Annotated in this window: 11 protein-coding genes; 6 read left to right on the forward strand and 5 right to left on the reverse strand. The window is 50.8% G+C overall.

Going from position 1 to position 23,609, the window contains the following annotated elements; translation table 11 throughout:
* Positions 1-4 precede the first annotated feature (4 nt).
* Positions 5-9,148 carry a retention module-containing protein gene (locus ACVXHP_RS11645; protein ID WP_447571501.1) on the forward strand — a complete coding sequence of 3,048 codons (9,144 nt, stop codon included), beginning with the start codon at positions 5-7 and terminating at the stop codon, positions 9,146-9,148.
* Between the two features lie 51 nt (positions 9,149-9,199).
* Positions 9,200-9,481, forward strand: coding sequence for a hypothetical protein (locus ACVXHP_RS11650; protein WP_407056933.1), 282 nt, complete (start codon positions 9,200-9,202; stop codon positions 9,479-9,481).
* A 72-nt stretch (positions 9,482-9,553) separates the two neighbouring features.
* Here ACVXHP_RS11650 and lapD read toward each other — a convergent pair whose 3' ends face one another.
* The 5 genes from lapD to ACVXHP_RS11675 are packed head-to-tail and all read right to left on the reverse strand — an operon-like array spanning position 9,554 to position 16,178.
* Positions 9,554-11,488 (reverse strand): cyclic di-GMP receptor LapD, encoded by a 1,935-nt coding sequence (gene lapD, locus ACVXHP_RS11655; RefSeq protein WP_447571502.1) that lies wholly within the window; start codon positions 11,486-11,488, stop codon positions 9,554-9,556.
* 9 nt (positions 11,489-11,497) lie between these two features.
* Complete coding sequence (lapG, locus tag ACVXHP_RS11660) at positions 11,498-12,187, reverse strand: cysteine protease LapG (RefSeq protein WP_447571524.1); 690 nt, start codon at positions 12,185-12,187, stop codon at positions 11,498-11,500.
* 5 nt (positions 12,188-12,192) lie between these two features.
* Positions 12,193-13,053 carry a transporter substrate-binding domain-containing protein gene (locus ACVXHP_RS11665; RefSeq protein ID WP_316128731.1) on the reverse strand — a complete coding sequence of 287 codons (861 nt, stop codon included), beginning with the start codon at positions 13,051-13,053 and terminating at the stop codon, positions 12,193-12,195.
* 16 nt (positions 13,054-13,069) lie between these two features.
* A complete protein-coding gene (locus ACVXHP_RS11670) occupies positions 13,070-13,993 on the reverse strand; it encodes an amino acid ABC transporter substrate-binding protein (protein ID WP_447571503.1) in 924 nt (307 codons plus the stop codon).
* Positions 13,986-16,178, reverse strand: coding sequence for a putative bifunctional diguanylate cyclase/phosphodiesterase (locus ACVXHP_RS11675; RefSeq protein WP_316128733.1), 2,193 nt, complete (start codon positions 16,176-16,178; stop codon positions 13,986-13,988). Before ACVXHP_RS11675 ends, ACVXHP_RS11670 begins: the two co-directional genes overlap by 8 nt.
* 669 nt (positions 16,179-16,847) lie before the next feature.
* Between ACVXHP_RS11675 and ACVXHP_RS11680 the strand changes: the two genes are divergently transcribed.
* The 4 genes from ACVXHP_RS11680 (at position 16,848) to ACVXHP_RS11695 (ending at position 23,606) form a co-directional block, all read left to right on the forward strand.
* Positions 16,848-18,980 (forward strand): sensor domain-containing phosphodiesterase, encoded by a 2,133-nt coding sequence (locus tag ACVXHP_RS11680; protein ID WP_304701482.1) that lies wholly within the window; start codon positions 16,848-16,850, stop codon positions 18,978-18,980.
* A 62-nt stretch (positions 18,981-19,042) separates the two neighbouring features.
* Positions 19,043-21,133, forward strand: a complete 2,091-nt coding sequence (locus ACVXHP_RS11685; RefSeq protein ID WP_200009263.1) for a methyl-accepting chemotaxis protein — start codon at positions 19,043-19,045, stop codon at positions 21,131-21,133.
* Complete coding sequence (locus ACVXHP_RS11690) at positions 21,130-22,197, forward strand: chemotaxis protein CheB (RefSeq protein WP_200009262.1); 1,068 nt, start codon at positions 21,130-21,132, stop codon at positions 22,195-22,197. Before ACVXHP_RS11685 ends, ACVXHP_RS11690 begins: the two co-directional genes overlap by 4 nt.
* Positions 22,194-23,606, forward strand: a complete 1,413-nt coding sequence (locus ACVXHP_RS11695) for a CheR family methyltransferase (protein ID WP_447571504.1) — start codon at positions 22,194-22,196, stop codon at positions 23,604-23,606. Before ACVXHP_RS11690 ends, ACVXHP_RS11695 begins: the two co-directional genes overlap by 4 nt.
* Positions 23,607-23,609 lie beyond the last annotated feature (3 nt).

Raw genomic sequence — 23,609 nt, forward strand, 5'->3', positions numbered from 1 at the left:
TACGGTGAGCAAATTACTCGGTGTGATCAAAGCAATCATTGGGCAGGTATACGTTGTTGATGCTAATGGCACACAACGACTTGTTCATGAAGGCGACAGGGTATATAGCGGTGAGGAAATTGTGACCGGCGCCAGCGGCGCGGTGAGTCTCTCTTTACCAGACGGGAAGACGCTGGATATTGGCCGTAACAGCCATTGGGGTGAACACGGGCTACAGGTCAACCATAATCCGGAGCATGATGCCCAGGATATTGCCGCCGTACAAAAAGCCATTGCCGACGGCGCTGACCCGACGCAGGTGTTGGAAGCTACCGCTGCGGGGAATGACGCGCCAGTACAACTTGAAGGCGGTGGCGGTGGACACACCCTGGTTCAGCTGGAATTGACCGGACAGGTGGTTGATCCTACGGCGGGTTTTAATACCAAAGGTCTCGGCAGCCCGAACTGGGATATCAACTTGCCAGTTGGGGGGGAGGGGGCAGGCTCGGCGAGCGTTTTCCCGCCTGAAGTGCAAATTACTGAGTTTGCCGGTAATGACGGCTTTATTAACAAAAGTGAATTCCACCAGACCCATTTAAGCGGCACCAGCAATCAAAATCACGTCACGCTTACCTTCACCGATAGCCAAAAAAACACATTCACCGTTGAGGTTCCGGTGAATAACGGTCACTGGAATATTAATACCGATCTGGGCGGATTAGTGCCAGGAAATGTAACCGTAGTGGCAATAGCGACCGATGTCACAGGACGAACGGCAGAAAGTGTCGATCATGCGCTGATTGATATTACCGGACCAGACATCAACATTAGCGTTGAAAGCGTCACGCCGGATAACCTCATTAACTACGCCGAGTCCCGCCAGCCGCAGACGATGATCCACGGGAGTGTCGGTGGAGATGCCAAACCAGGTGATATCGTTACCTTATTGGTTGATGGTAAAGAATATACTGGCATCGTTACCGATCCGGGTAATGGATCACTGATTTATACCATTCCGGTACAGACTCAGGGGTTGCTGAACGACCCGAATATTCACGCCACGCTGACGTCTTTCGACGATGCCGGAAATCGCACGACGGTTTCTACCGATCATCATGTTGATACCGATTTATCCGCGCAAAATGCCGTGACCATTGAAGTGGTGGCGAATGATGATGTCGTCAATGCCAATGAGTTTCGTATGCCGACCGTCATTTCTGGCGTCGCCAGTGGCGATGCGAAAGCGGGCGACCCGGTCACCCTGACCCTTCAGGGCAAAGAATTTCATGGCACGGTTTTCGACGACCATGGGCAGCTACGCTATGAAATCGTCGTGCCTTCAGCCATCCTGAAAGAGGGCGCGAATGAGGTGCAGGTGACGCTGGTCAGTCATGACGACGTGGGTAATAAAGCCATCGCCGTGACGCACCGTACTATCGTGCTGGATACCCAGGCGCATAACGCGTTGACCATTGACACCGTGACCGACGATAACACCCTGAACCGCGCTGAACTGTTTGCGCGCAACCAGGTGATTTCCGGAACCGTCGGCGGTGAAGACGCGAAGGAGGGTGACCCAGTTCAACTGGAGCTTAACGGTCACCAGTACAACGGTCAGGTTATTGATCTTGGCAATAATACGCTGGGCTACCGTATTGCGGTTAACGCTTCCGACTTTGCCAATAACAGTACGCCGGTTGATGGCAATGTGGAGATAAAGGTCATGGTCACCTCTCATGATGCCTCGGGTAACCTGGCTATCGCCACCGGTACTCACAGCGTACACATTGATAACCATGCGGCTAATCAGGTCAGCATCGATGCAGTGGCGACGGACGATGTGGTGAACGCTATAGAAAATCGCATGACCACGCTGATTAGCGGTGTGGCAGGCGGCGATGCCAAAGTGGGGGATGCCGTAACCGTCAATGTGCAGGGACAGAATTTTTCCGGAACGGTCACTGATGATAACGGTCAACTGCGTTACGTAGTGGCTCTACCGACAGGTGTGCTGCTGGAAGGTAAAAACGACGTGGTGGTGACGCTGGTCAGCCATGATGCAGCTGGCAATGAAGCGACTGCTCTCGCTCACCGTAGCATCACGTTAGATACTCAGGCACATAACTCCCTCACAATTAACGATGTGGACGGCGATAACACCCTGAATCGTAGTGAGCTGTACACACGCAATCAGGTGATTTCCGGCACTATCGGCAGCAATGAAGATGCTAAACCCGGCGATCCGGTACAACTGGAGATTAACGGTCACCAGTACCGCGGGGAGGTAATCGATTTAGGCAATAACACCCTGGGCTACCGTATCGCGGTAAACACCTCTGACTTTGCCGACAACAGCGTGCCGGTTAACGGTAACGTTGATGTCACGGTTATGGTTACCTCTCACGATGCGTCGGGTAACCTGGCTATCGCCACCGGCACTCACAGCGTGCACATTGATAACGTTGCGACCAATCAGGTCAGCATCGACACAGTGGCGGGCGATGATGTGGTGAACGCCATTGAAAACCGTATGGTAACGCTAATTAGCGGGGAAGCCGGTGGGGATGCTAAAGCGGGCGATGCGGTCACCGTCAGCGTACATGGGCAAAACTATGCCGGAACAATCGTTGATGCTAACGGCCAGTTGCGCTACGAAGTCGCGTTGCCGAAGACGGCCTTGCTGGAAGGTAAAAACGACGTAGTGGTGACGTTGGTCAGTCATGACTCGGTGGGAAATGAAGCCAACGCTCTGGCACACCGCACTATCACGTTAGACACGCAGGCGCATAATACTATCCGGGTAGATGATGTCACCGTGGATAATACGCTGAATTACAAGGAGCTATCCGCACCGAAACAAATTATTACCGGTTTCGTTGGCGGTGAGGATGCGAAGGTAAACGATCCGGTCTTACTGGAAATTAATGGTCATCAGTACAGTGGAAAAGTGATCGATTTTGGTCGCGGGCAACTGGGCTACAGAATCGAAGTGGATTCTTCGGCCTTTGCTGATAACAGCAGCCATGTACTGTCAAATGTGCAAATAACCGCGATGGTCACGTCCCATGATGCTGCGGGTAACCTGGCAATCGCCACTGATTCCCATAAAGTCCATATCGATAACTATGCAGAAAACACACTCACAATTGACGCGGTAGCGACGGACAATATCGTGAATGCCAACGAAAATCGCATGCCCACTATTGTTAGTATCGTGGCGGGGGGCGATGCCAAAGTTGGCGATGCGGTGACCATCAGCGTACGAGGACAGGACTTTAGCGGCAAGGTGATCGATGATCACGGTCAGTTGCGCTATGAAGTGGTTCTGCCGGATGGCACCCTGCACGAAGGTAAGAACGCGGTGGTAGCAACACTGGTCAGTCATGACGCGTTGGGCAATAAGGTGCTCAGCGACTCGCACTGTGTTATCACCCTCGATACCCATGCGCATAACGCTATCTCGCTGGATAACATCGCGACGGACAATGTCATCAATTACCAGGAACTCTCCGCGGCTAAACAACACATTACTGGTCTCGTTGAGGGTGAAGATGCGAAGATTGGCGACCCGATACTACTGGTGGTTAATGGCCATCAGTACGATAGCAAGGTCATTGACCTTGGTCAGGGGAAGCTGGGTTACCGCATTGATGTGGACTCTTCGGCGTTTGCGAACAATAGCCTTCAGGTGCTGACGGATGTCGATGTGCACGTCACCGTTACCTCTCATGATACGGCGGGTAACCTTGCCATCGCGACTGACAGCCAGAAAATTCATATTGATAACTTTGCAAACAACATGGTGACGATCGGTGTTGTGGCATCCGATGATGTGGTCAATACCATTGAAAACCGGATGCCAACGCTGATTAGCGGGATTGCGAAAGGCCTGGATGCCAAAGCGGGTGATGTGGTGACCGTCCGCATACAGGGACAGGACTTTAGCGGCACGGTAATCGATGATCACGGCGTTCTGCGCTACGACGTGTTTGTTCCAACTGGCGTACTGCAGGAAGGCAGCAACGACGTAATGGTCACGCTGGTAAGCCATGACGTGGAGGGCAATAAAGCGGTTGCGGTGGAACATCGTATCGTCACGCTGGATACCCATGCTAGCAGTACCGTAACTATTGATAACGTCACTGACGATAACATACTTAACCATTTAGAACTGAATACGCCGATGCAGCTCATCAGCGGCAAGGTGGGAGGGGACGCGCAGCCTGGCGATGCGGTGATCGTTGAGATCAATCACCAGACGTTTAACGGCAAGGTCATCGACCTTGGTGGCGGCCATCTGGGCTATCAAGTGCCTGTTGATTCAACGGCGTTCAGTGATAATAAGGGGAATCAGGATAAAAATGTCACCGTTAAGGTCACGGTGATCTCTCACGATACGGTGGAGAATGGGGTTATTACCACCGCAACGCATGACGTGCACATTGATAACCATGCCAGAGCAAGTATCACCGTGGATACGGTGGCCGGTGATGACAAGCTGAACGGTGCAGAAGCAGCAAAACATCTCACTGAGGTGATGGGCACGGTTTCAGGTGATGTACACGCGGGCGCTAAAGTTCAGGTCATCGTCAACGGTCATACCTACGAAACCACCGCGCAAAACCTTGCGGAACACAACGGTGCGTTGGGTTATAAACTGGATGTCCTGAGCCGCGATCTGGTCAAAGACCCTCATATCGTTGCTCGTGTTGTGGGTGAGGATAATGTCCATAATGTGTACAAAGCTGAGGTGACGCACGACCTGGTCGTGGATTTACATGCCAAAGCAATATTGACGATTGACCCTGTCACCAATGACAACATGATCAACGGCGATGAGTCCCACAAACCTTTTACCGATATAACCGGAAGAGTGGGCGGCGATGTACATATTAATGATGTGGTTTATCTTACCGTTAATGGTCACGTTCTGACGGGGAAAGTGGGTGACATCGGAGGTGGGGTTCTCGGTTATAGCATTAAAGTCAGCACTGCCGATCTTATTGCCGATCCGCATCTGACCGCGACCGTCAGCACGACCGATGGGGCAGGGAACCCGGCGACGGCCAATGCGCAAACCACGGTGATTATCGATACGCGTGTCGATGCGCAGATAACCATTGATGCCGTGACGCCGGATAACACGCTGAATCTCGCCGAGCAGATGCATGGCTATACGTTGGTGAGCGGGACGGTCAACGGTGAGGTTCATCCAGGCGATCCGTTGGTGATGACCATCAACGGACAAACGTATTCCGGCACGGTGGAAGATCTTGGTGGTCATAAAATGGGCTTCCATATCCCTGTCGCGACGACCGATCTGGTTGCCAGCCCGCATATTGAAGTCTCCATGAACGTCACTGACACCGCGCAGAACCATGCCCATATCGTGGCGAACCATAGCGTTAATCTGGATGCGCAAGCCCTGGCATCAATCACTATCGATCCCGTAACGGGCGACGATGTTTTGAACAAGTCTGAGCTGGGTCAGGCGACGACGACAGTCAGCGGTACGGTCGGCGGGGATGCGCGGATTAATGATGTGGTGCACCTGAATATCGGTGGTCATCTGATTGATGCGACGGTGACGAATTTACCGAATCTGGGAACTCTCGGCTACGCCATCAATGTCGATACGCAGTGGCTGCAAAACGATCCGCATATCACCGCAACCATCACTACCACTGACACGGCAGGAAATTATGCCTTGGCCAATGCGCACAGTACCGTGGTTATTGACGATAAGATTGACGCGATTGTTAATATTGATCCCATCGTCACCGATGATGGCGATGCGGTAATTAACCATGACGAGGCCCTGAATCCACAAACGACCGTTACGGGAACAGTGGGAGGGGATGTCAAAATTGGTGATACGGTTGAACTGACTATTAATCATCAGATTTACTATGCGCAGGTTGAAGATCACAACGGTCAGCATGTATTCAGCACCAGGGTTTCGACCTTAGATCTGCTTATGGATCCGAATATTCATGCTGAAGTAACGGCGAAAGATGACGCCGGCAACATCGCGCGTGGGTACGATGATATGCCGGTGCAGGTTGATACCGTTGCTGATGCAGGGATCACCATTGATACTGCCTCTAATGGTCTGCCGCCGGGTCAGACGGTCGCGAATGATCTGCTTCCTGGCCACAGACCTGACTTTATCTCAGTATCCGGACATGTTGATCCCGATGCCATTGAGGGAGATACGATAACCATTACGGTCGGTCAAGGAGTTGTCTATACCACACATGTTAGGACCCTGGCTGATGGCACGCTCGGTTACCAGGCCAACATTGGTACAGGTGATCTTGACGATGATGGCAATATTCTGGTTGCCATCACCACGCATGATAATCATGGCAATACTGCCACGGCGACGGAGCATAAATTTATCGATTTGCCCTGGTTGCACCATACGGCGGTGATCGGTAATACCCCTTACGGATTCACTACGCCGCCTGTGGTCACACCACCGACAACCGGTGCAGGAACCGCGCAGCCGCATCAGCCGACCGTGCATCTTACCGTTGATAAGGTGGCGGGCGATGACGTTCTCAACCACGATGAAGCGCAAAAGGCGACGACGGTGATCCGTGGTCTGGTCACTGGCGATGTTCAGGTCGGTGATGACGTCATTGTTACTATTAACAACGTTCCATACACCGGGCACGTTAAGGCTATCCCGACTATGCCGGGGCAACTGGCATATGAGGTTGATGTGCCGACCACAGCGCTTCAGGCGCATCCGTCGTTTGATGTCTCCGTCACAGTGAAAAACACAGCGGGGACAGCAACAGACTCGGCGCAGAAAAACATCACCGTAGACACGGAAAATCCGCTGCAGGTAACGATGCATAAGATTGCCGGGGATGATGTGATTAATGGCAAAGAAGCCCAGGCTGGCAAAGTAACCGTCAGCGGCACGGTCAGCGGTGAAGGTATCCATGACGGTAGCGTGGTGAACCTGCTGGTTAACGGTAATACGTTGACCACCGTTGTTCATCTACAACATGGTCAATGGGTCTGGTCGAAGGATGTCAGCGTCAATGACCTGCACAATAACCCGGATATTGAGGCGACGGTCGCGGCGACGGATGATCATGGAAACGTGGGGAAAGAGTCTGCGAAAAGTCATGTCGTGGTCGATCTGAGTGCTGACGCTGGCGTCACTATCGATAAGATTGCGCAGGACAACGTGCTGAATGCGCAGGAATCGCTGCAACCTAAGATGACAGTAACGGGGTCGGTGTCCGGAGATGTGCACCCGGGCGATAAGGTGACGCTGACGGTTAACGGAAACCCTTATGCGGCGACTGTCGATAAAAACCATTGCTACTCCGTTGATATCTACACCAAAGACCTGCTGGCCGATCGCGCGATTGTCGCGACGGTCTTAGGGTATGACGATCACGGCAACGTGCAGCCAGCCAGTTTCACGCAGGGCTATTCGATTGATACATCGGCTAGCGGCAGTGTGACCATCAACACCGTCGGCGGCGACGATATTATCAATGCTGATGAAGTGAAAGCCGGTAGCGTTGAGGTGAGTGGTACGGTGGATGGCGACGTACATCTCGGTGATAAAGTCACCATTCTTGTCGATGGTGTCACGGTACATACGCGAGTCATTGAGCTGCCACATATGAACGGACAACTGGGCTACAAAGCGATGGTGAGTACGGTCGGGCTGCAAAACGATCCGACTATCCACGTCAGCGTGCAGGGTCATGACGCAGCAGGAAACCCAATGCATGCTGTGAACGACAAAACGATCACTATCGATACGCAGGTCGATGCCAGCATCGTGTTGGATAAGGTGTCCGTCGATGATGTGCTGAATAATGAGGAAACTCAGCATGCGAAAACCACCATCAGCGGTTATGTGACCGGGGATGTGGATGTTGGCGATCAAGTGACCATCACGGTGAACGGTAAAGATCTGGTCGCTGAGGTGAAAAACAGCGGCGGTCATAAAGTATTCAGCGTTGAAGCCAGCACCATAGACCTGATTCATGACCAACAGATTACCGCTCGCGTCACCGCCCATGACGATGCCGGCAACCGTGGCGAAATCCATACCGATAAGACCATCACTATCGACAGGACTGCCGTGGGAACTATGGATATTGATAACGTCACCCAGGATAACGTCCTGAACTATCAAGAACTCCAGGGCGCGACCGTGAGGGTAACCGGGCATCTTGGCGGCGATGTGGATGTATGGGATTCGATTAAATTAAAAATTGGTGGTAAGGAATTTACCGGTTCGGTAGATACGTTAAGTCATGGTGAGCGGGTTTACCATGTTGATGTCGACAGTGACGTCATGAAAGCGAACACCACGTTCTCGGTTGAGGTCAAAGGACATGATGCCCCGGGTAACCCGTTTTCGAAGACGCTCTCACACAATTATTCCGTTGACGATCATGCGGATGCCACGTTTAGCGTGGATAAGGTCGCCGGGGATAATCATATTTCACGTACGGAAGCACAGGGAGCTATCACGCACATTACCGGTAGCGTGACCGGTGATGTGCATGATGGGGAGCATATTAAAGCGCTGGTAAATGGCCATCATTACGATGCGATTCTTCATCAAGGCAGTAATGGGCTGACCTATGACATTGAGGCTGATACCTCAGCTTTCCGGGCAGGTCATAACCGTGTGAGCGTATTGGTCGAGGCGCATGATGACCACGGCAATATTACGCCGTATACGCAAACTCTGAATGTGACCATGGACGATTCAGCAGCGGCCAAAGGGGGGCATTCGGCAGATAAACATCAGCTTGCAACTGCGCAACATGCCGCGATGCAACATGCGTTGCACAACCTGTTCGACGATAGCGCGTTGTCACTTTCTTACGCCCCTGCGGCAACCGGCCACGGGCATGGGGCTGCCGTCTTAAGCGCTGGCGAGAAGGCGAAGGCAGTGCTCGATAAAGTCGATCTTAGCGATCTGGCGCGTGAACTGCACGAAGGCGTGGATATTGCGAAGTATATTCAAAGCGGTGGCGATCATCATCAGATCGCCAGTCCGGCGAAGGTGGCACATGGCATTGATACTGCGCTGTCTACTCATGCAAGCGGCGATCTGCATTCTGCGACCTACTCGTTGGATCACCTGATCGCCAGGCCCGATCACAACTCCACTCACTAACCGTTGCTTGCTGCCCTGTGCGAACAGGGCGGCGGCATCAGGGTATACGAAATGAAAGACACTGATATGAATTCTGGACCACACGCGCAGGCAGCAGGCGCTGGCAATAACGCTGAAAATGACACCCAACAGACGTTAGAGATGCTGCAAAAAAGCGACCTGGAGATGGTCCGCGTACTCGACGATCTGATTTACCTGCTGATCCGTAAAGGCGTGATTGCCATTACCGACCTTCCGCCGATGGCGCAGGTTAAATTAATGAATCGTGCGAACGCGCGTCAGGGGCTCGGAGGGCTGGAACAACTGCTTGGGAGTGATGACCGCATTTTTTAACTGAAACTGGCAGTCAGTTTGTCAGCCGGATAAGCGAGGCGCAATCCGGCGACATACAGACTGTCTGCTTTTTCAAAGCGGTGCGGGTTCACCTAATAATTGTCCCATCGCGCCATCAATGCCTAATTCCTGCAGTACCTTAAGCTCACCTTCCGTTTCAACACGTTCGGCAATGAGCGGTAAATCAATACTGCGCGTAGCGCTGTACAACACTTCAATAAACAAACGTTTATCGTTCTCTTCATCAATATTACGGATATAGCTGCTGTCGATTTTCAGATAAGCAAGCCCCCACTGCGACAGATGACCGATCATGTTGAAGCGACTGCCGAAGTGTTGCAGACCGAGCGCGCAGCGATGCTGGCCTACAGCTTTGACAAATGCCGCCATCTGATGCGGTCCTGGTAACTGATTTTCATCCAGCTCCAGAATCAGATGTTTGGCTAATTTCGGTGAGTAGCGCAACGGATTGAGCAGGTCAGCAATGGCGTTTGCACTGGCGACAGAACTGCCTGAAATACTCAGCGCTAATTTCCCTGGTGCGGTTTTCAGTTGGTTCAACGTCAGTTTCAGCATCACTTTATCGAGACGATGGCTCCAGCCAAAGCGGTGGATCCATGGCAGGAAACGACCGGCGGTAATGGTGTTGCCCTGTTCGTCAATAATGCGCGACAGCACTTTGTAATGCAGGATTTTGTCGGGCTGGCGGCAATCCACAACGGGTTGATAAACCAGCTGGAATTGCTGGTTTTCCAGCGCATGCTCGAGACGAACAAACCACAAATGCTGATCTTCGGAAGCCGCTGGCACCTCGGTGGTGGGAACCACCTGATGGTCGGTATGTGTTTCTGCTTCCACCAGCAGGCGATCGGCCTGGATCAGCAATGACTGCGCGTTATCCCCGGCGCTGAATGGCACCATGCTGGTATAGGCGACCGGCTGTTGGTCTGACATGCCGGTGGCATAAAAGGCCGTTAGTTTCTGACACAGTGAATTGCCCATGTCCAGCATTTCACCGTGCGTAACGCCCGGACAGAGCAGGGCGAACTCGCCGCCGCGAATGCGGGCGAGGGTGCTGTCGAGAGAGGCATATTTTTCTTTATGCGAGTTCAGCAGGTTAGCGATATTGAGCAACAGCTTATCGGTATGCGGCCCGCCAAAACGCTGATTCAGGCCGCCCAGATCCTGAACGCGAACCAGCATCAGGTAGCCTGGTGCCGTATCAGCATCACTTAGCCGCGCCTGAAACTGCATATCGAATGCGCGGCGGTTGGCAATGCCGGTCTGGCTGTCGAGATAGGCTTCATTGTGGAGGCGTTCACTGTAGACGGCTTGCTCTTCAAATAACGATTTAAGCTTCGCTGCCATCAAATTCATGGCGCTAACGACCCGGCGTAATTCCGGCGTTTTTGGCAGTTCCTGTAGCGTCAGAAACTCGCGGCGGGCAATGGCTTCTGATTGTTTTGCCAGATAATTGAGCGGGCGCAGCAGTTTGCGCAGCAGCAGAATGCCAGCGATTAAACAGACGAGACTACAGGACAGCATCCACAGCAGATTGCCCAGGGTATTGTCCCACAGACGCTGTACGGCAAAGATGGGATCGCTGGTGACTTCCACGCGAGCGGCCTGCTGCCAGCCGCGCATAATGGTCGCTTCGCCGGTTTGCGGAGTCACATCCACCAGATCAACAAACCAGCCGGGAACATTGGGAATCGACGCCGCCGCGCGGCGCTCAAACATCGTTTTGCCGTTTTGCAGATCGACAATGCGGATTTTTTTGTAGTAACCGCTATCGAAAATGGAGCTAACCATTAGCTCGATCATCGCCGGATCGTTGACGTTGGGCGTCAGCGAAACGCCCAGCGCGGTTGCTGCATCCTGGGCATGTGAAAGGAGTTGGTTATTGGACTGATCGCGAGAGCTCTCTAACGTCACGATAAAATTGCCGCTAAACACAACCATCATAAAGAGAGAGATTGTCAGGAGTAACTGTTTAAAAAGAGACACAGGTGATTCCTATTTATCCATCGGGAAGCCCTCTTCCCGCATTTTGATGAAAACTTGCTGCCAGCGAGAAAGTCTCTTGCTGTCCCCAACTCGCTTATTGTTCTGATTGCCCGGAAGCCAAAGGCCATGGTTGTTAAATGAGTAGACGGGTAATAAATCCATACGCTGCGTGGCGGGTGAAATTGTATTGGTCAGGCTGTCGAGTACCAGAGGAATCGCTTCAGGCGTGAGGTACCAGGTTAGTACCATATGCGCCCGGTTATAACGCAGGGCCTTAACATAAGTGATGCGTAGCTTGTCTTCGGAGATGCCCAACTGGCGGAGGGTGAAATATTTAGCGATCGCGTAGTCTTCACAATCCGCTTCGCCTTTGCGCAGTGACTCAATGGGGGTTGCCCAGTAATCGACGTCATGCCAGGCGTCAATATCTTCGGTATAACGGAGCTTATCGTTAAAAAATTGGTTTACGGCGTGTAATTGTGTTTGTTCGTCGGCATTACGCAACTGGAGAAATAACTGCTGCCAGGCGTTGATCCGCCGTTGCGCTTGCGGGCTTGCGGGGCCGTAAAGCGCATCGGATTTCTGCTGGATGCTGGCAAAATCCCAGGCGGCGCGCAGCGAATGGACCGTCAATAGCAACAGCAGCACCCCGGGGATTTTCCACAGGCGCAGCAGGCGATGGTGTAAAGCGCGGCTGATAGTGTTCAATTATTATGCTGACAGCTGCCTGGCGACGGGATTTTCATCTTTTCGCAGGACCAGGGAGACAGCCACTTTTTGCGTAACTGCGCGTTGATCGGTGAGGCGAAGAAATCTTTCAGCGTGCTGTTAACAAACGTCACGAACTGCGGATCGTTTTTCCTCATCATAATGGCATAGTGCATATCATTGCCGATACTCTGTGCCGACACGCTGAACAGTTCCGGTTGCTCGCTATGATTAATCAACGGCCAGGCCAGAACATCATCAAGGAATAAGGCGGCGGCTTCATTATGCGCCATCTTATAGAACGCCCCGTTTATCGTGGTGGTAGTAATTGTTGAAATATTAAGATGCTGCTCTCTATTGGCTTTATTAAACTCCAGTAAATCTTTTGAACTTCCTGGCAGGCTCACCGTGCGGCCTTTAAGATCGACAATCGAATGGATATTATTTTTACGCAACGAAATGATGCGCATTTTTGCGATGTAATAGTCGATAGAAAATGAGACGCTGGACATCCGCTCCGGCGCATTGGTATTTACGCTACAGTCCATATCAATTTTACGCGTGTTTAATGCGGTAAAACGTTCCCCAAAGTTTACGGGAATATAATGAATAGTTAAGCTGTTGAGCTTAAGATACTGGCGCAACTTATCGGCAATCATGTTACATACCGCAATGGTATAACCTGTGACCTTGCCATTGTTGTCGGTAAATGAAAATGGCGGCAACTGGCGATAGCCCACGTTTAGCACGCTGCTGTTCTGAATATGGTCGAGCGTTGCGGCGTTTTGCTGCGCCATCAGCGCAGGGGAGATGACGATACCTGCCAGTAGGATCAGCCATTGCACCGTACGTTTCACCCCTGTCACCTCACGATTAATTATATTTTTCATAATCAAAACTGATCTTCTTTTTAGCAGCCGTTAGTGCTTTCAGGTTTTCTGACATGGGAATGTTTAAATTAATGGATTTCGGCGGAATCGGTGACTGAAACCATTTATTGTACAGCGCAGTAAATTCGTTGCTGGTCATCAGAGACGACAACGTGCCATCAACAAACTCTTTAAATTCTTTATCATGTAACGGGAGCAACAGTCCTGCCGGTAGCGGGGCGCTGAGTGCAATATCGGACAACGCATAATCCTCAGGGTTTGGCGTTTGTGCAATCATCCCTTTGAGTAATACCGTGCTGGAGATCAGTGCGGAATACTCGCCATTCTTGAGTTCATTGAAGGCTGTAATATTATTGGTGTTGAGTTGAATATTGATATTCAAATCATTAGCGGCATTCACTTTTTGTAACTGCTCAACGTAAATTGTACCGCTTTTAACCAGTACGCTATGCCCAGAAAGCTTAGCCAGGTTGTCGTTGTTTTCAGTTTTACGCATCACAAAGCGGGTGCTCGAAAAATAAAAAGGCAGAGAGAACTCGCTAATGCTGTGGCGGCTTTGTGAATAAAAGGCAGGTATGCACATGATGTCTGCCATGTGGTTTTTAATCAGCACAAACTGCGATGCTGAATTGGCTTTTACCCACTCTATTTTCAGGTTTTTTAGCTGGAGCTTCGTCTTGAGCGCGCTGACGATACTGTTGCAGATATCAATGGAGTAGCCCGCAGGGGTATTTCCATTTTGCCAGGAGAAGGGAAACGCATCATCCTGATAGCCAAGGGTAATGGTTTTCTTACTGGCTATCTGTTCCAGCGTATGCAGTTGCATATCTGCCATGCATGGCGTAGCCAATGTCAGCAGCACAACCATCATGAGCAGGCGTTTTGCCAGGCGAAAGAGGTCAGCCATTGCTCAGACCTTCTGCAATAACTTCTTCAGCAAACGCGGCAAGTACCTCGCGCTCACGAAGCGGATAGCTAAAGAAATAGCCCTGAACATTCTGGCACTCTATGTCGCGCAGGATGTCGCGCTGTTGCGCGGTCTCCACGCCTTCAGCGGTGACCGACATATTGTACTTATGGGCAAACTGAATCAGCATCACAATCAAATACTGGCTGGCATTATCCTGCTGCAGCTTATCGACCAATGTGCGGGCGATCTTGATGCGGGTGAAAGGATAGATCAGCAGGTAATCCAGCGCCGCATACCCGGTACCCAGATCGTCCATGGCGATTTCGATGCCCATAGCGCGGATCTCTTGCAGTACGGGTAAGGCGATTGATCTGTCCAGTTTCTCGGATTCGGTGATTTCTATTTCAAGGCGTTCTGCCGAGAGTTGGCTGATGCGTAAGGCGTCTTTGATCACATCAACCAGCCCCGGACTGTGCAACTGGTAGGCCGATATATTGACGGCAATTCTGGTGCGCTCCGGCCATTTAGCCGCGGCCTCACAGGACTGACGAATTATCCATTCGCCTAAACGCACAATCAGGCCGGAACTTTCGGCTATGTTTATAAAATAATCCGGGTAAATCAGTCCCTTGGTAGGATGATTCCAGCGGATTAACGATTCATAGCCATACACGCTTTCATCTGCCAGGTTTATGATTGGCTGGTAGTGAAGCTCGAACTCCTTGTTATCAATACCATCAATGATTTCCTGATTAATAAACAGGCTGTGGGTTTGCTTCATCACCATGCCGTCTTCAAAGAAATGGAAGCAACCGCGGCCATGATGCTTTGAGGCATACATCGCAAGGTCGGCATTGATCATCAACGTCGAGGTATTGTTGCCCTGATAAGGCGCGGTGGTGATACCGATGCTACAGCTGATGGAAAATGTATGCGTGCTCCAGGTGAATGGGGTACTCAGCGCACGAATAATGCGTTTTGCCAGACGATTTGCTTCTTTGATGGCATTGTCGTCGACCTGTTGCAGGATGGCGAACTCATCACCGCCCAGGCGCGCCGCGATATCGTCGGGACCGAGCAGCAATTGCAGGCGCTGGGCCACGCTAATTAACAGTTCATCCCCGGCTTTATGGCCGAAGGTGTCGTTGACCGGTTTGAAATTGTCGAGGTCAATCAACAGCAGGTTGAACGGTTTTTCATCCAGATGAATTTCACTGACGCGCTTATCTAACGCCTGGCCAAACGAAACGCGGTTGGGTAAGCCGGTCAGCGAATCATGATGGGCCATATGCTCCATCTTTTGCGACATTTCATGCATGCGTTGCAGATAACCGCGCTCTTTCATGGCGACACGCAATTTCTCAATCGCTCCAGCCAGATGCCCAATCTCATCGTCCTGATCAAGATAGGGGGTAATGCAGTCGGTCTCTTCATGGGCAATGCGGGTGAGGGAGTTGATCAGTAGCGGAACCGGACGGAATAAACGACGCATAAACATCGTTACCAGCGCCAACGTCACCAGCATAATCAGGATGAAAATGATGCAGCTCTTTTTCAGCATCGCATCGTAGGTGGCGTATAAATCGCTTTTTTTACCGATGCTGCTTATCAGGCTACCGAGGATCTCACCGGAAGGCGTCAAAATCGGGACGGCGCTGATAAAACACTCTTCGCCATTAATCTGGGCGAAGCCAACATAGTAATTGACCAGCACATCGCGCGGCAGACGACCAGAGAAGGAGATAATTCCTTCGCCATTTTCAGACTTGTTGTTAATCCCAACATACCCTTTTTCCGGCGTATAGAGAAACAGCCAGGTGGGGCTGTGCGTCTGCACTGATGCCAACGCCAGGACGTCTACCGGGTTATAACCGGTTTGCAGAATGGAGTCGGTGTCGCCAAGTTGTCTGTCGGAGACGATGCGGGAGATCTGCCCGGCATCGCTGGTTTCAACCGAAACGGTGGTATACACGCTGCGGATGATATAGGTCATGATCTGGGCATTCGCCTCAGCGCGCTGCACCCACTGTTGATAAGAAAAGTTGTCTATCAGGCTCCAGTTGGTAAAGGCACCAGCGCTAAAAGCAATAACGATACCCACCAGCAAGAATTGCGTTATTTTGCCAGTGATGGAATGTTGCCACCCTTTTATTGCTTTAAGGGAAAACAGAGACTTTGCCACGGATTATGTTAATTCCTGAATTGATTATGCGATGCTGAATTTAATTTCTGGTATTACTTAATGGAATATTATTGTTGCAAATAAGTAGATGAAAGATGTGAAACGCAACGACGTAACAAATAGCTAACATTGAACCGGGATGAGTAATGACAACAATAACGGAATGCGAATATAGATAACGCTGTGGTTTTCGTCAACAGGCAAAAGTGTTCATAAAAATACATTTTTCATCATGCCTCTGCCAGGATATTAATGTTGACATTAAAACGACGAGGAGTGTTTTTTGTTTGTACGGGTTGGAGGCGCGGTGAAGTCGGCAATAAATTGTTTTTTTATACTTTGCATCAACGAATTAGCTGTGTGGTTAAGTGGTTGTGCCGTAGCCTCATCCCGCCGGAATGTCCATTTTTGTCTATTAATGAATGTTTATTTCCTGATTTGATATGAATAAGATGCTCGCTTCAATATAGAGCCTAACTTTATTTTCTCAGTGCGCGGTCAATGTTGACAATTTTGCTATGGTTCAGCGACTGACCCAAAAGGATTTGTTTGTGACATTCGAGTCTGGATTAAAGTCCTATTGGTATAGTGCATAGCGGATAAATTGATTTGGACGCGATAATAAATACAAACGCTGCAAAAAGCATTCAAGAATGGTGCCTGCCACTGGTGTTGCCTGGCCTTTTATATCCACTGGCACAATATCTTAACGGTTATTGTCTTCTCAATAATAATATTTTAACAGTTTACGATCTCAAACTCGCCGTATTTTCCGCCGCATTGGTTCTGTTTGGTTTTCGGGCATTGTCAGGATTTATTCTGTTTCTCGCGTTTATGTTTGTGCTGGGGCCGCAAAGCGGGCGGATGGATGCGCTGTGCCTGATTATGGCCTCGACCCTTAGCTATGCCGTTTACCGCAACGTTACGGGCAGACGCAGTTGTGCCAGTTTTGGCCGTATAAAAATCAGCCTGAATCGCCTGATTTGGTTATGCGGCTTCAACATCCTGCTCTATCTGTTATTCAGCAGGATATTTGCCGTGTTCGTGACCCACAGTCATCGCCCGGATGTGGACAATATTCCGGTTGTGAGCCTGGAGATGCTGGTGCGTATTCAGGGGATCATCAACGGCTGTCTGACGGGCATCCCCTTTTTCTACAAAATTTATCGCATTATTCGTCGACCGTCTTACCTGTTTACCTTTATCAGAGCGATTGTCTTTCAGTGTAAAGGTAATATCACCGCCTTCGGCGTCAGCTTTTGGTTTATTTTGCTGATTTTATTGATGTTATGTTTGATGTCGCCGCACATTTCGAACATCTTTTTCTCTTTCTATAGCCTGATCCTGTTATTTCCATTGATGTTGTGGGGAGCGATTAAGATTGGTCACTCGTTCACTATGCTGGTGTGGACAATCGTACTGATTATTTTAGGCAAACATAACGACAGCTATATCGCCAGCGATATTAATTTCATGCTGCATCAGGCGCTGGTTTCAACACTTATCTTTGTTTTTTCGCTCACCATTGTGATCATGGGGGCGCTGGCAAAGTTTACCCGCCAGCGGTTTAACCAGGTTCTGCTGTTGGGGCTGACCGATCCGATGACGGGCATGGCGAACCTGCGTGCGCTGAAGACGGAGCTGTTTACCACTGAGGGGGCGACGGTATGCCTGATACAGATCCCCGAGCTGGAGCTCTTTTCGCGTCGCTATGGTTTTCATTTCCGCGCCCGCTACCAAAAGATCCTTGCCGAACATCTCAGAAGTCGTCTGATCAAAAGTGAAAAGGTCTATTACCATGCGGGTTATGATCTGCTTATCCGCCTGGAAAATGGGTCCTGCGAGCGGTTATGCGATCTGTACCAGGCCGCCAACAGCTTTCGCCTCTTTTACAACAATCAGCGGCTGGGTTTTCGCAGTGGGTTGGGTTACTGCCTGATTAACGATCATAGCGTAGATATCTACCAACTGGTGGGTAAGCTCGGCATGGTCGCCGGTTTATCCCTGACCAACGGCAGGCCGGAAAACCTCGAAGCGCAGCATAGCCGGGTCCTCGGCAACCACATCGTTGATAAAACTGAAATCCGTACCGCGTTGCAAAATGCGCTGGATAATAATGCCTTCGTTCTGATGGCCCAGCCGATTGTCAGTACCCGTGGTGAAGCGCCGTATCATGAAATATTGATCCGTATGCTCAACGACCGAGGGGAATTTATTCCACCAAACAGCTTTCTGCCGGTTGCCCATGATGCGGGGCTGGCGCCGGATATCGATCTGTGGGTTATCGAAAATACCCTGAAGTTCATGCGCACCCATCCGCAGCGCTGTTTTGCCATTAACCTGGCGCCAGTCACGGTGTGTCGTTCAAATATTGTGTCCAGAATCACTCAGCTTCTGCACGATTACGCTGTGGAACCGCAGCGCATTATTTTTGAGATAACAGAAGCCGATACGTTATCAGACAAAGAGCAAACCGTGGAAACCCTGAGCTTAATACGCCAGTTGGGATGTCGCGTGGCGATCGATGATTTTGGTACCGGATTTGCCAGCCATGCGCGCTTGATGAATATCGAAGCCGATATCCTGAAAATAGATGGCTCTTTTATTCGACGGATCACCGAAAGCGAGATCAGCTACTACATCGTCGAGTCATTCTGCCGTGTCGCTGAAATGAAAAATATGCAGGTCGTTGCTGAATTTGTCGAAAATGCCAATATTCAGGACTGCCTGGAAAAGATGAATGTTGGGTGGTTACAAGGCTATCACATTGGCAAACCTACGCCATTGCTCACGTTGGAATAGCAGGGCGCTAACGCCTTATGACCAAAAAAGAGTAATTTCTTCTCAGGTAGAGAATAAAAATCATGAGTGACATTATTAAAGTGAAGAATCGAACGGCGGGGGCAACCGGTGAGGGACCGCGTGCTCGACTATTATCCTGGCTGCACAATATCCATCCCGGTGTGGCGATGAAGCTCGGCATGATTCTGGTTATCTGTATTGCAACGCTGCTGATTGGTGCCTCTTTTATATTATCGTCTTATCTTTCCCGAGAATTGCAGGCAAATTCTCTGGAGATGATTAAAACCAACACCCGTATTTTTCATAATAGTATTTCCAGTGAATTCCAGCGCGTAACCCGCGATGCTGAACATTACAGCAATGTTTATATTAATAATTATCAAAACGTTGCTGATAAGCCGCTGCGCTATATGGATGCAACCGAATTAAAAGCGGTGCTGAGTAAACCTAACACCAACGCACATTTCACCGAGTTAACCAGCGTATTTGCCAGCACATTTATTCTGCAAGGCGAGCAGTTTGTGCGCGTTAGCAGCACGTTACTGGCGAGTTCGGGTAATACGGCCACCGCAACCGCGTTGGGGCATGACAACCCGGCATTGCCACTGCTGTTGAAAAATAAGCCTTTTTCGGGCGTGGTCACGCTGTTTGGTAAGCAGTTTATTAGCCACTATGAACCGATAGCCGATAAATATGGTCAGGTCGTTGGTGCGGTTGCGGTGGGATTCGATGTTAAACAGAGTCTGCAACCGATCATTCAGCGTTTGTTGAATGTGCATATTGGTAAAGAGGGTTACGCCTACGTGCTGGATGCCGGATTCGAACCGGGTCGCATGTTGGTCCACCCCTCGTTGAGCAATCAACAGGCGATTAATATCACCGATGCCAATGGCTATAAGCTGTTTGCCGATATCCTCGAACATAAAAATGGTATCACCTACTACAACTGGGTGAGTCGTTATGGTACGCCGCCGAGGACCAAGGTTGCCGTCTATGAATATATCGACGGAATCGACTGGATCATTGCCACGACCAGCTACGTTGATGATGTCTCCAGGAGCAGTAACCTGGTACGCAATGGCTTGTTGCTGTTCACCGTTTTCTTGTTACCCGTCATTTTGCTGCTGATTGCCGTTGCCAGCCGTTATTTGATATCACGCCGTTTAAACCGTGTTCTGGGGATTGCGCAGACCATCGCAAAAGGAGATTTAACGGTTGACGTTGAGATCGATCATCATGATGAAATTGGTGAACTCCTGAGTGCGGTAGAGATGATGCGTCAGCGCCTGCACTTGCTGGTCGGCGGTATGGTTTCTCATGCGGATTCAGTACACCAGGCATCACTGCATATCACCGAAGCGGTAGACGGTCAGGCGTCAACCAGCGTAGAAACGTCATCCTCGGTGGCCGAGATTACCTCCACGATGGAAGAGTTGTCAGCTTCATCGACACAGATTGCTGAGCACTCGCGAGCGGTGGTGGATATTGCCAACCAGACGCTTGAGGATTGCAATAAAGGTTCAGAGTCAATGTCACAATTGCTGATGCGGATGACGGATATTGATACCGATAATCAGCAAAACATGCGTGAAATTATGATGCTCGGCAATAAGTCGACGGAAATCAGTCGCGTGATGGTGATCATCAATAGCGTTGCCGATCAAACGAAACTTATCGCCTTTAACGCCGCGCTGGAGGCTGCCAGCGCCGGAGAAGCCGGTAAGCGTTTCTCGGTGGTAGCGGCTGAAATTCGTCGTCTTGCCGATTCAGTAACGGAATCGACGGTTGAGATCGAGAATAAGATCAGCGAGATCCAAAACGCGATCAATCGTCTGGTGCTGAACGCGGAGAAAGGCGGCGAGAGCATTAAGGCGGGAGCCAGAGCCTGTAAAGTCAGCGCTGAACATCTGAACGACATCGTCGTTACCGCCGAGCAAACCTCTACGGCGGCGCTACAAATTTCACTATCCACCCAGCAGCAGAAAACGGCGAGTAATCAGGTGGTAATGGCGCTGCGCGAGATTGTCGTGGCCAGTAACTATACCTCACAATCGATCAAAGACATTCTGGTTGTCAGTCAGGATATGACGCAACTGTCGAAAGCGCTGAAAGAGGCGTCGACGTCATTCACCTTGACGGAAGCGGATGCATGAACAGCGGCAATATACGGGTGCTGATCCTTGACCTGGACAGCGCATCGCGTAATGAACTGGTCAGGCAACTGGAAGATCACCCGCACATTAAGGTGGTAGGGCAAGCCGCCCATCGCAGACAAGCGATGAGATTATTACAACAGCTGATGCCCGATCTGCTGATTCTGACGCTGGATACCTCAAGCCCCGATAACGTCGAGGTTGTGGAAACGATCATGGCGACCAGCGCTATTCCCATCCTTGTGATGCGGTTTTGCCCAGAAAAACAATGGGATGATGATTACATTTCCCGTGGCGCTCTGGCGGTGCTGCACCATAGCAGCGATTTCCCGCTCTCAACCGATGCTTTGCATCGCAAAGTGGAATTGTTGGTCGGCGTGAAAGTGATTCGTCATATCAAGGGACTACGCCACCCAACCGAACCGGTAGTGTCCGCTTTGTGTTCGACGATGGACGCCATAAAGACGACGCAGGACTGGCCTTTTGTGCTGGCGATTGCCTGTTCGACGGGCGGGCCGCAGGCGCTGAGTAAGCTATTACAGGATCTCCCCGGTACGTTTCCGTGCCCGGTGCTCATTGCCCAACATATTGCCGATGGCTTCGCAAAAAACATGGTGCACTGGCTGGACAGTGTGACCGAACTGAAGGTGCGACTGGCGCAGGAAGACGATCGGGTCGAAGCGGGGTACGTCTATATTTTACCGCCGGAGCAGCACCTGATCGTCAAAAGCAACCAACGCCTGGCAGCAATCCCCAGACAGGAAAGCGATGTTTATCATCCCAGTTGCAATTTGTTGCTGGAGTCGGTGGCGGAGGTGTTTCGCGAAAAGGCCGTCGGCCTGATTATGACGGGCATGGGGAGCGATGGTTGTCGCGGCATTGAACTCATTTTCCGCCGGGGAGGAAGAACGCTGGCGCAGGATGAAGAAAGCTCGGTGGTATTCGGTATGAATAAGAACGCGATCGACAGGCAACTGATACACCGCACGATCCCTCTGGACGGTCTCGCGAAAGTACTGCTATCGATGGCCTTTCACGGGCATTTTGAGAGTAAATTGCCATGATCCCCAATCTTTCTGATTACGCCCGCCTGATCAAAGATCGGGTGGGTTTGCATTTTGATAATGCCATGGAAGCGTTGCTGAAATCGGCGCTGAGTCGGCGTATGGCTGAACGGAATATCATTGATTGTTATGAATATTATGAGCAACTGCGTATTTCTCAGGACGAGTTCGATAACTTCATTACGCTAATTACTATTAACGAAACCTATTTTTTCCGCGAAAACGACACGCTGGATTTGATCTGCGATAAGTGGGTCCCGCGTCTGCTGCAACAGCGCAGCGGCCCGGTGCGTATTCTCAGCGCCGGATGCTCCTCCGGAGAAGAGGCCTACTCGCTGGCGATCAAGCTGCATGAGAAATACCAGGGCGCAATGGCGCAGCAGATTGAAATATACGGTTGCGATATTGACCCGGTAATCCTGGCAAAAGCCAGAAACGCCAGCTATTCAAGCTACTCGTTTCGCGGCGTCGACCCAAGCATTCTGCAGCGCTATTTTACCCATTCGGGAAACCTCTACCGATTGCATGACGCAATCCGTGAGAAAGTCTCATTTCACCGCACCAATATTATAAAAGAGCAGTTGTTGCCGGAAGTAGACATCATTTTGCTGCGCAACGTGTCTATCTATTTCGACACGCCAACGCGTCGTGAACTGCACGGTAATTTGTCGAAAATGCTACAACCTCAGGGGGCCTTATTTTTTGGCAACGCGGAAACGTTGGCCAACAATTTCGATATCCTGAAGCTGGAGCAGGAAGAGGGCATTTTTTATTTTTGCCATCATCGTGAAACGCCAAGAATCGCACCAGTACCCAAGGTAGCGGTACGCGCTCCGCAGACGAGAGCGGTAGTGGAGTATCCACCTTCCACGCCCACGGCACAGCAAAATGATGACTGGCTAAAAAAGGCGCGTATCTGTCTCGATGAAAAATGTTTTTCTGAAGCCGAAACGTGCATCGCCCACGTACTACGCGACGATCCCCGTAACCCGGATGCGCTGCTGATTCAGGGCGTCATTGCCCTTGAACAACGTGAGTTTTCTCAGACCGCCGGAAACGCGCAGAAGATCCTCGCGCAGGATGAGTGGTCGGCAGAGGCCAAAATGCTGCTCGGCCTGGCGATGATGTGGCAGCGCCAGACGCAGCAGGCTATCGCCTGGTTTAAACAGGTGGTTTATCAGGAGCCTGGTTACTGGCCGGCGCACTATTATCTGGCCGAAATGTATCGTCAAAGCGAGTTACGCCAACCTGCGCAGCGTACGTATCGCGTGGTGATGCAATTACTGAACGACGAAATGAACAACCCTTCTGCGGTTTGTCGCCTGCGTTTGCCGATGGTGTTTCCCGGTAATACGTTTCGTTTTCTTTGTGAACATCAACTGGCGCAATTTGCCCACCGAAGTGGCTAATAA

It is taken from the genome of Citrobacter freundii complex sp. 2025EL-00176, assembly GCF_053309355.1.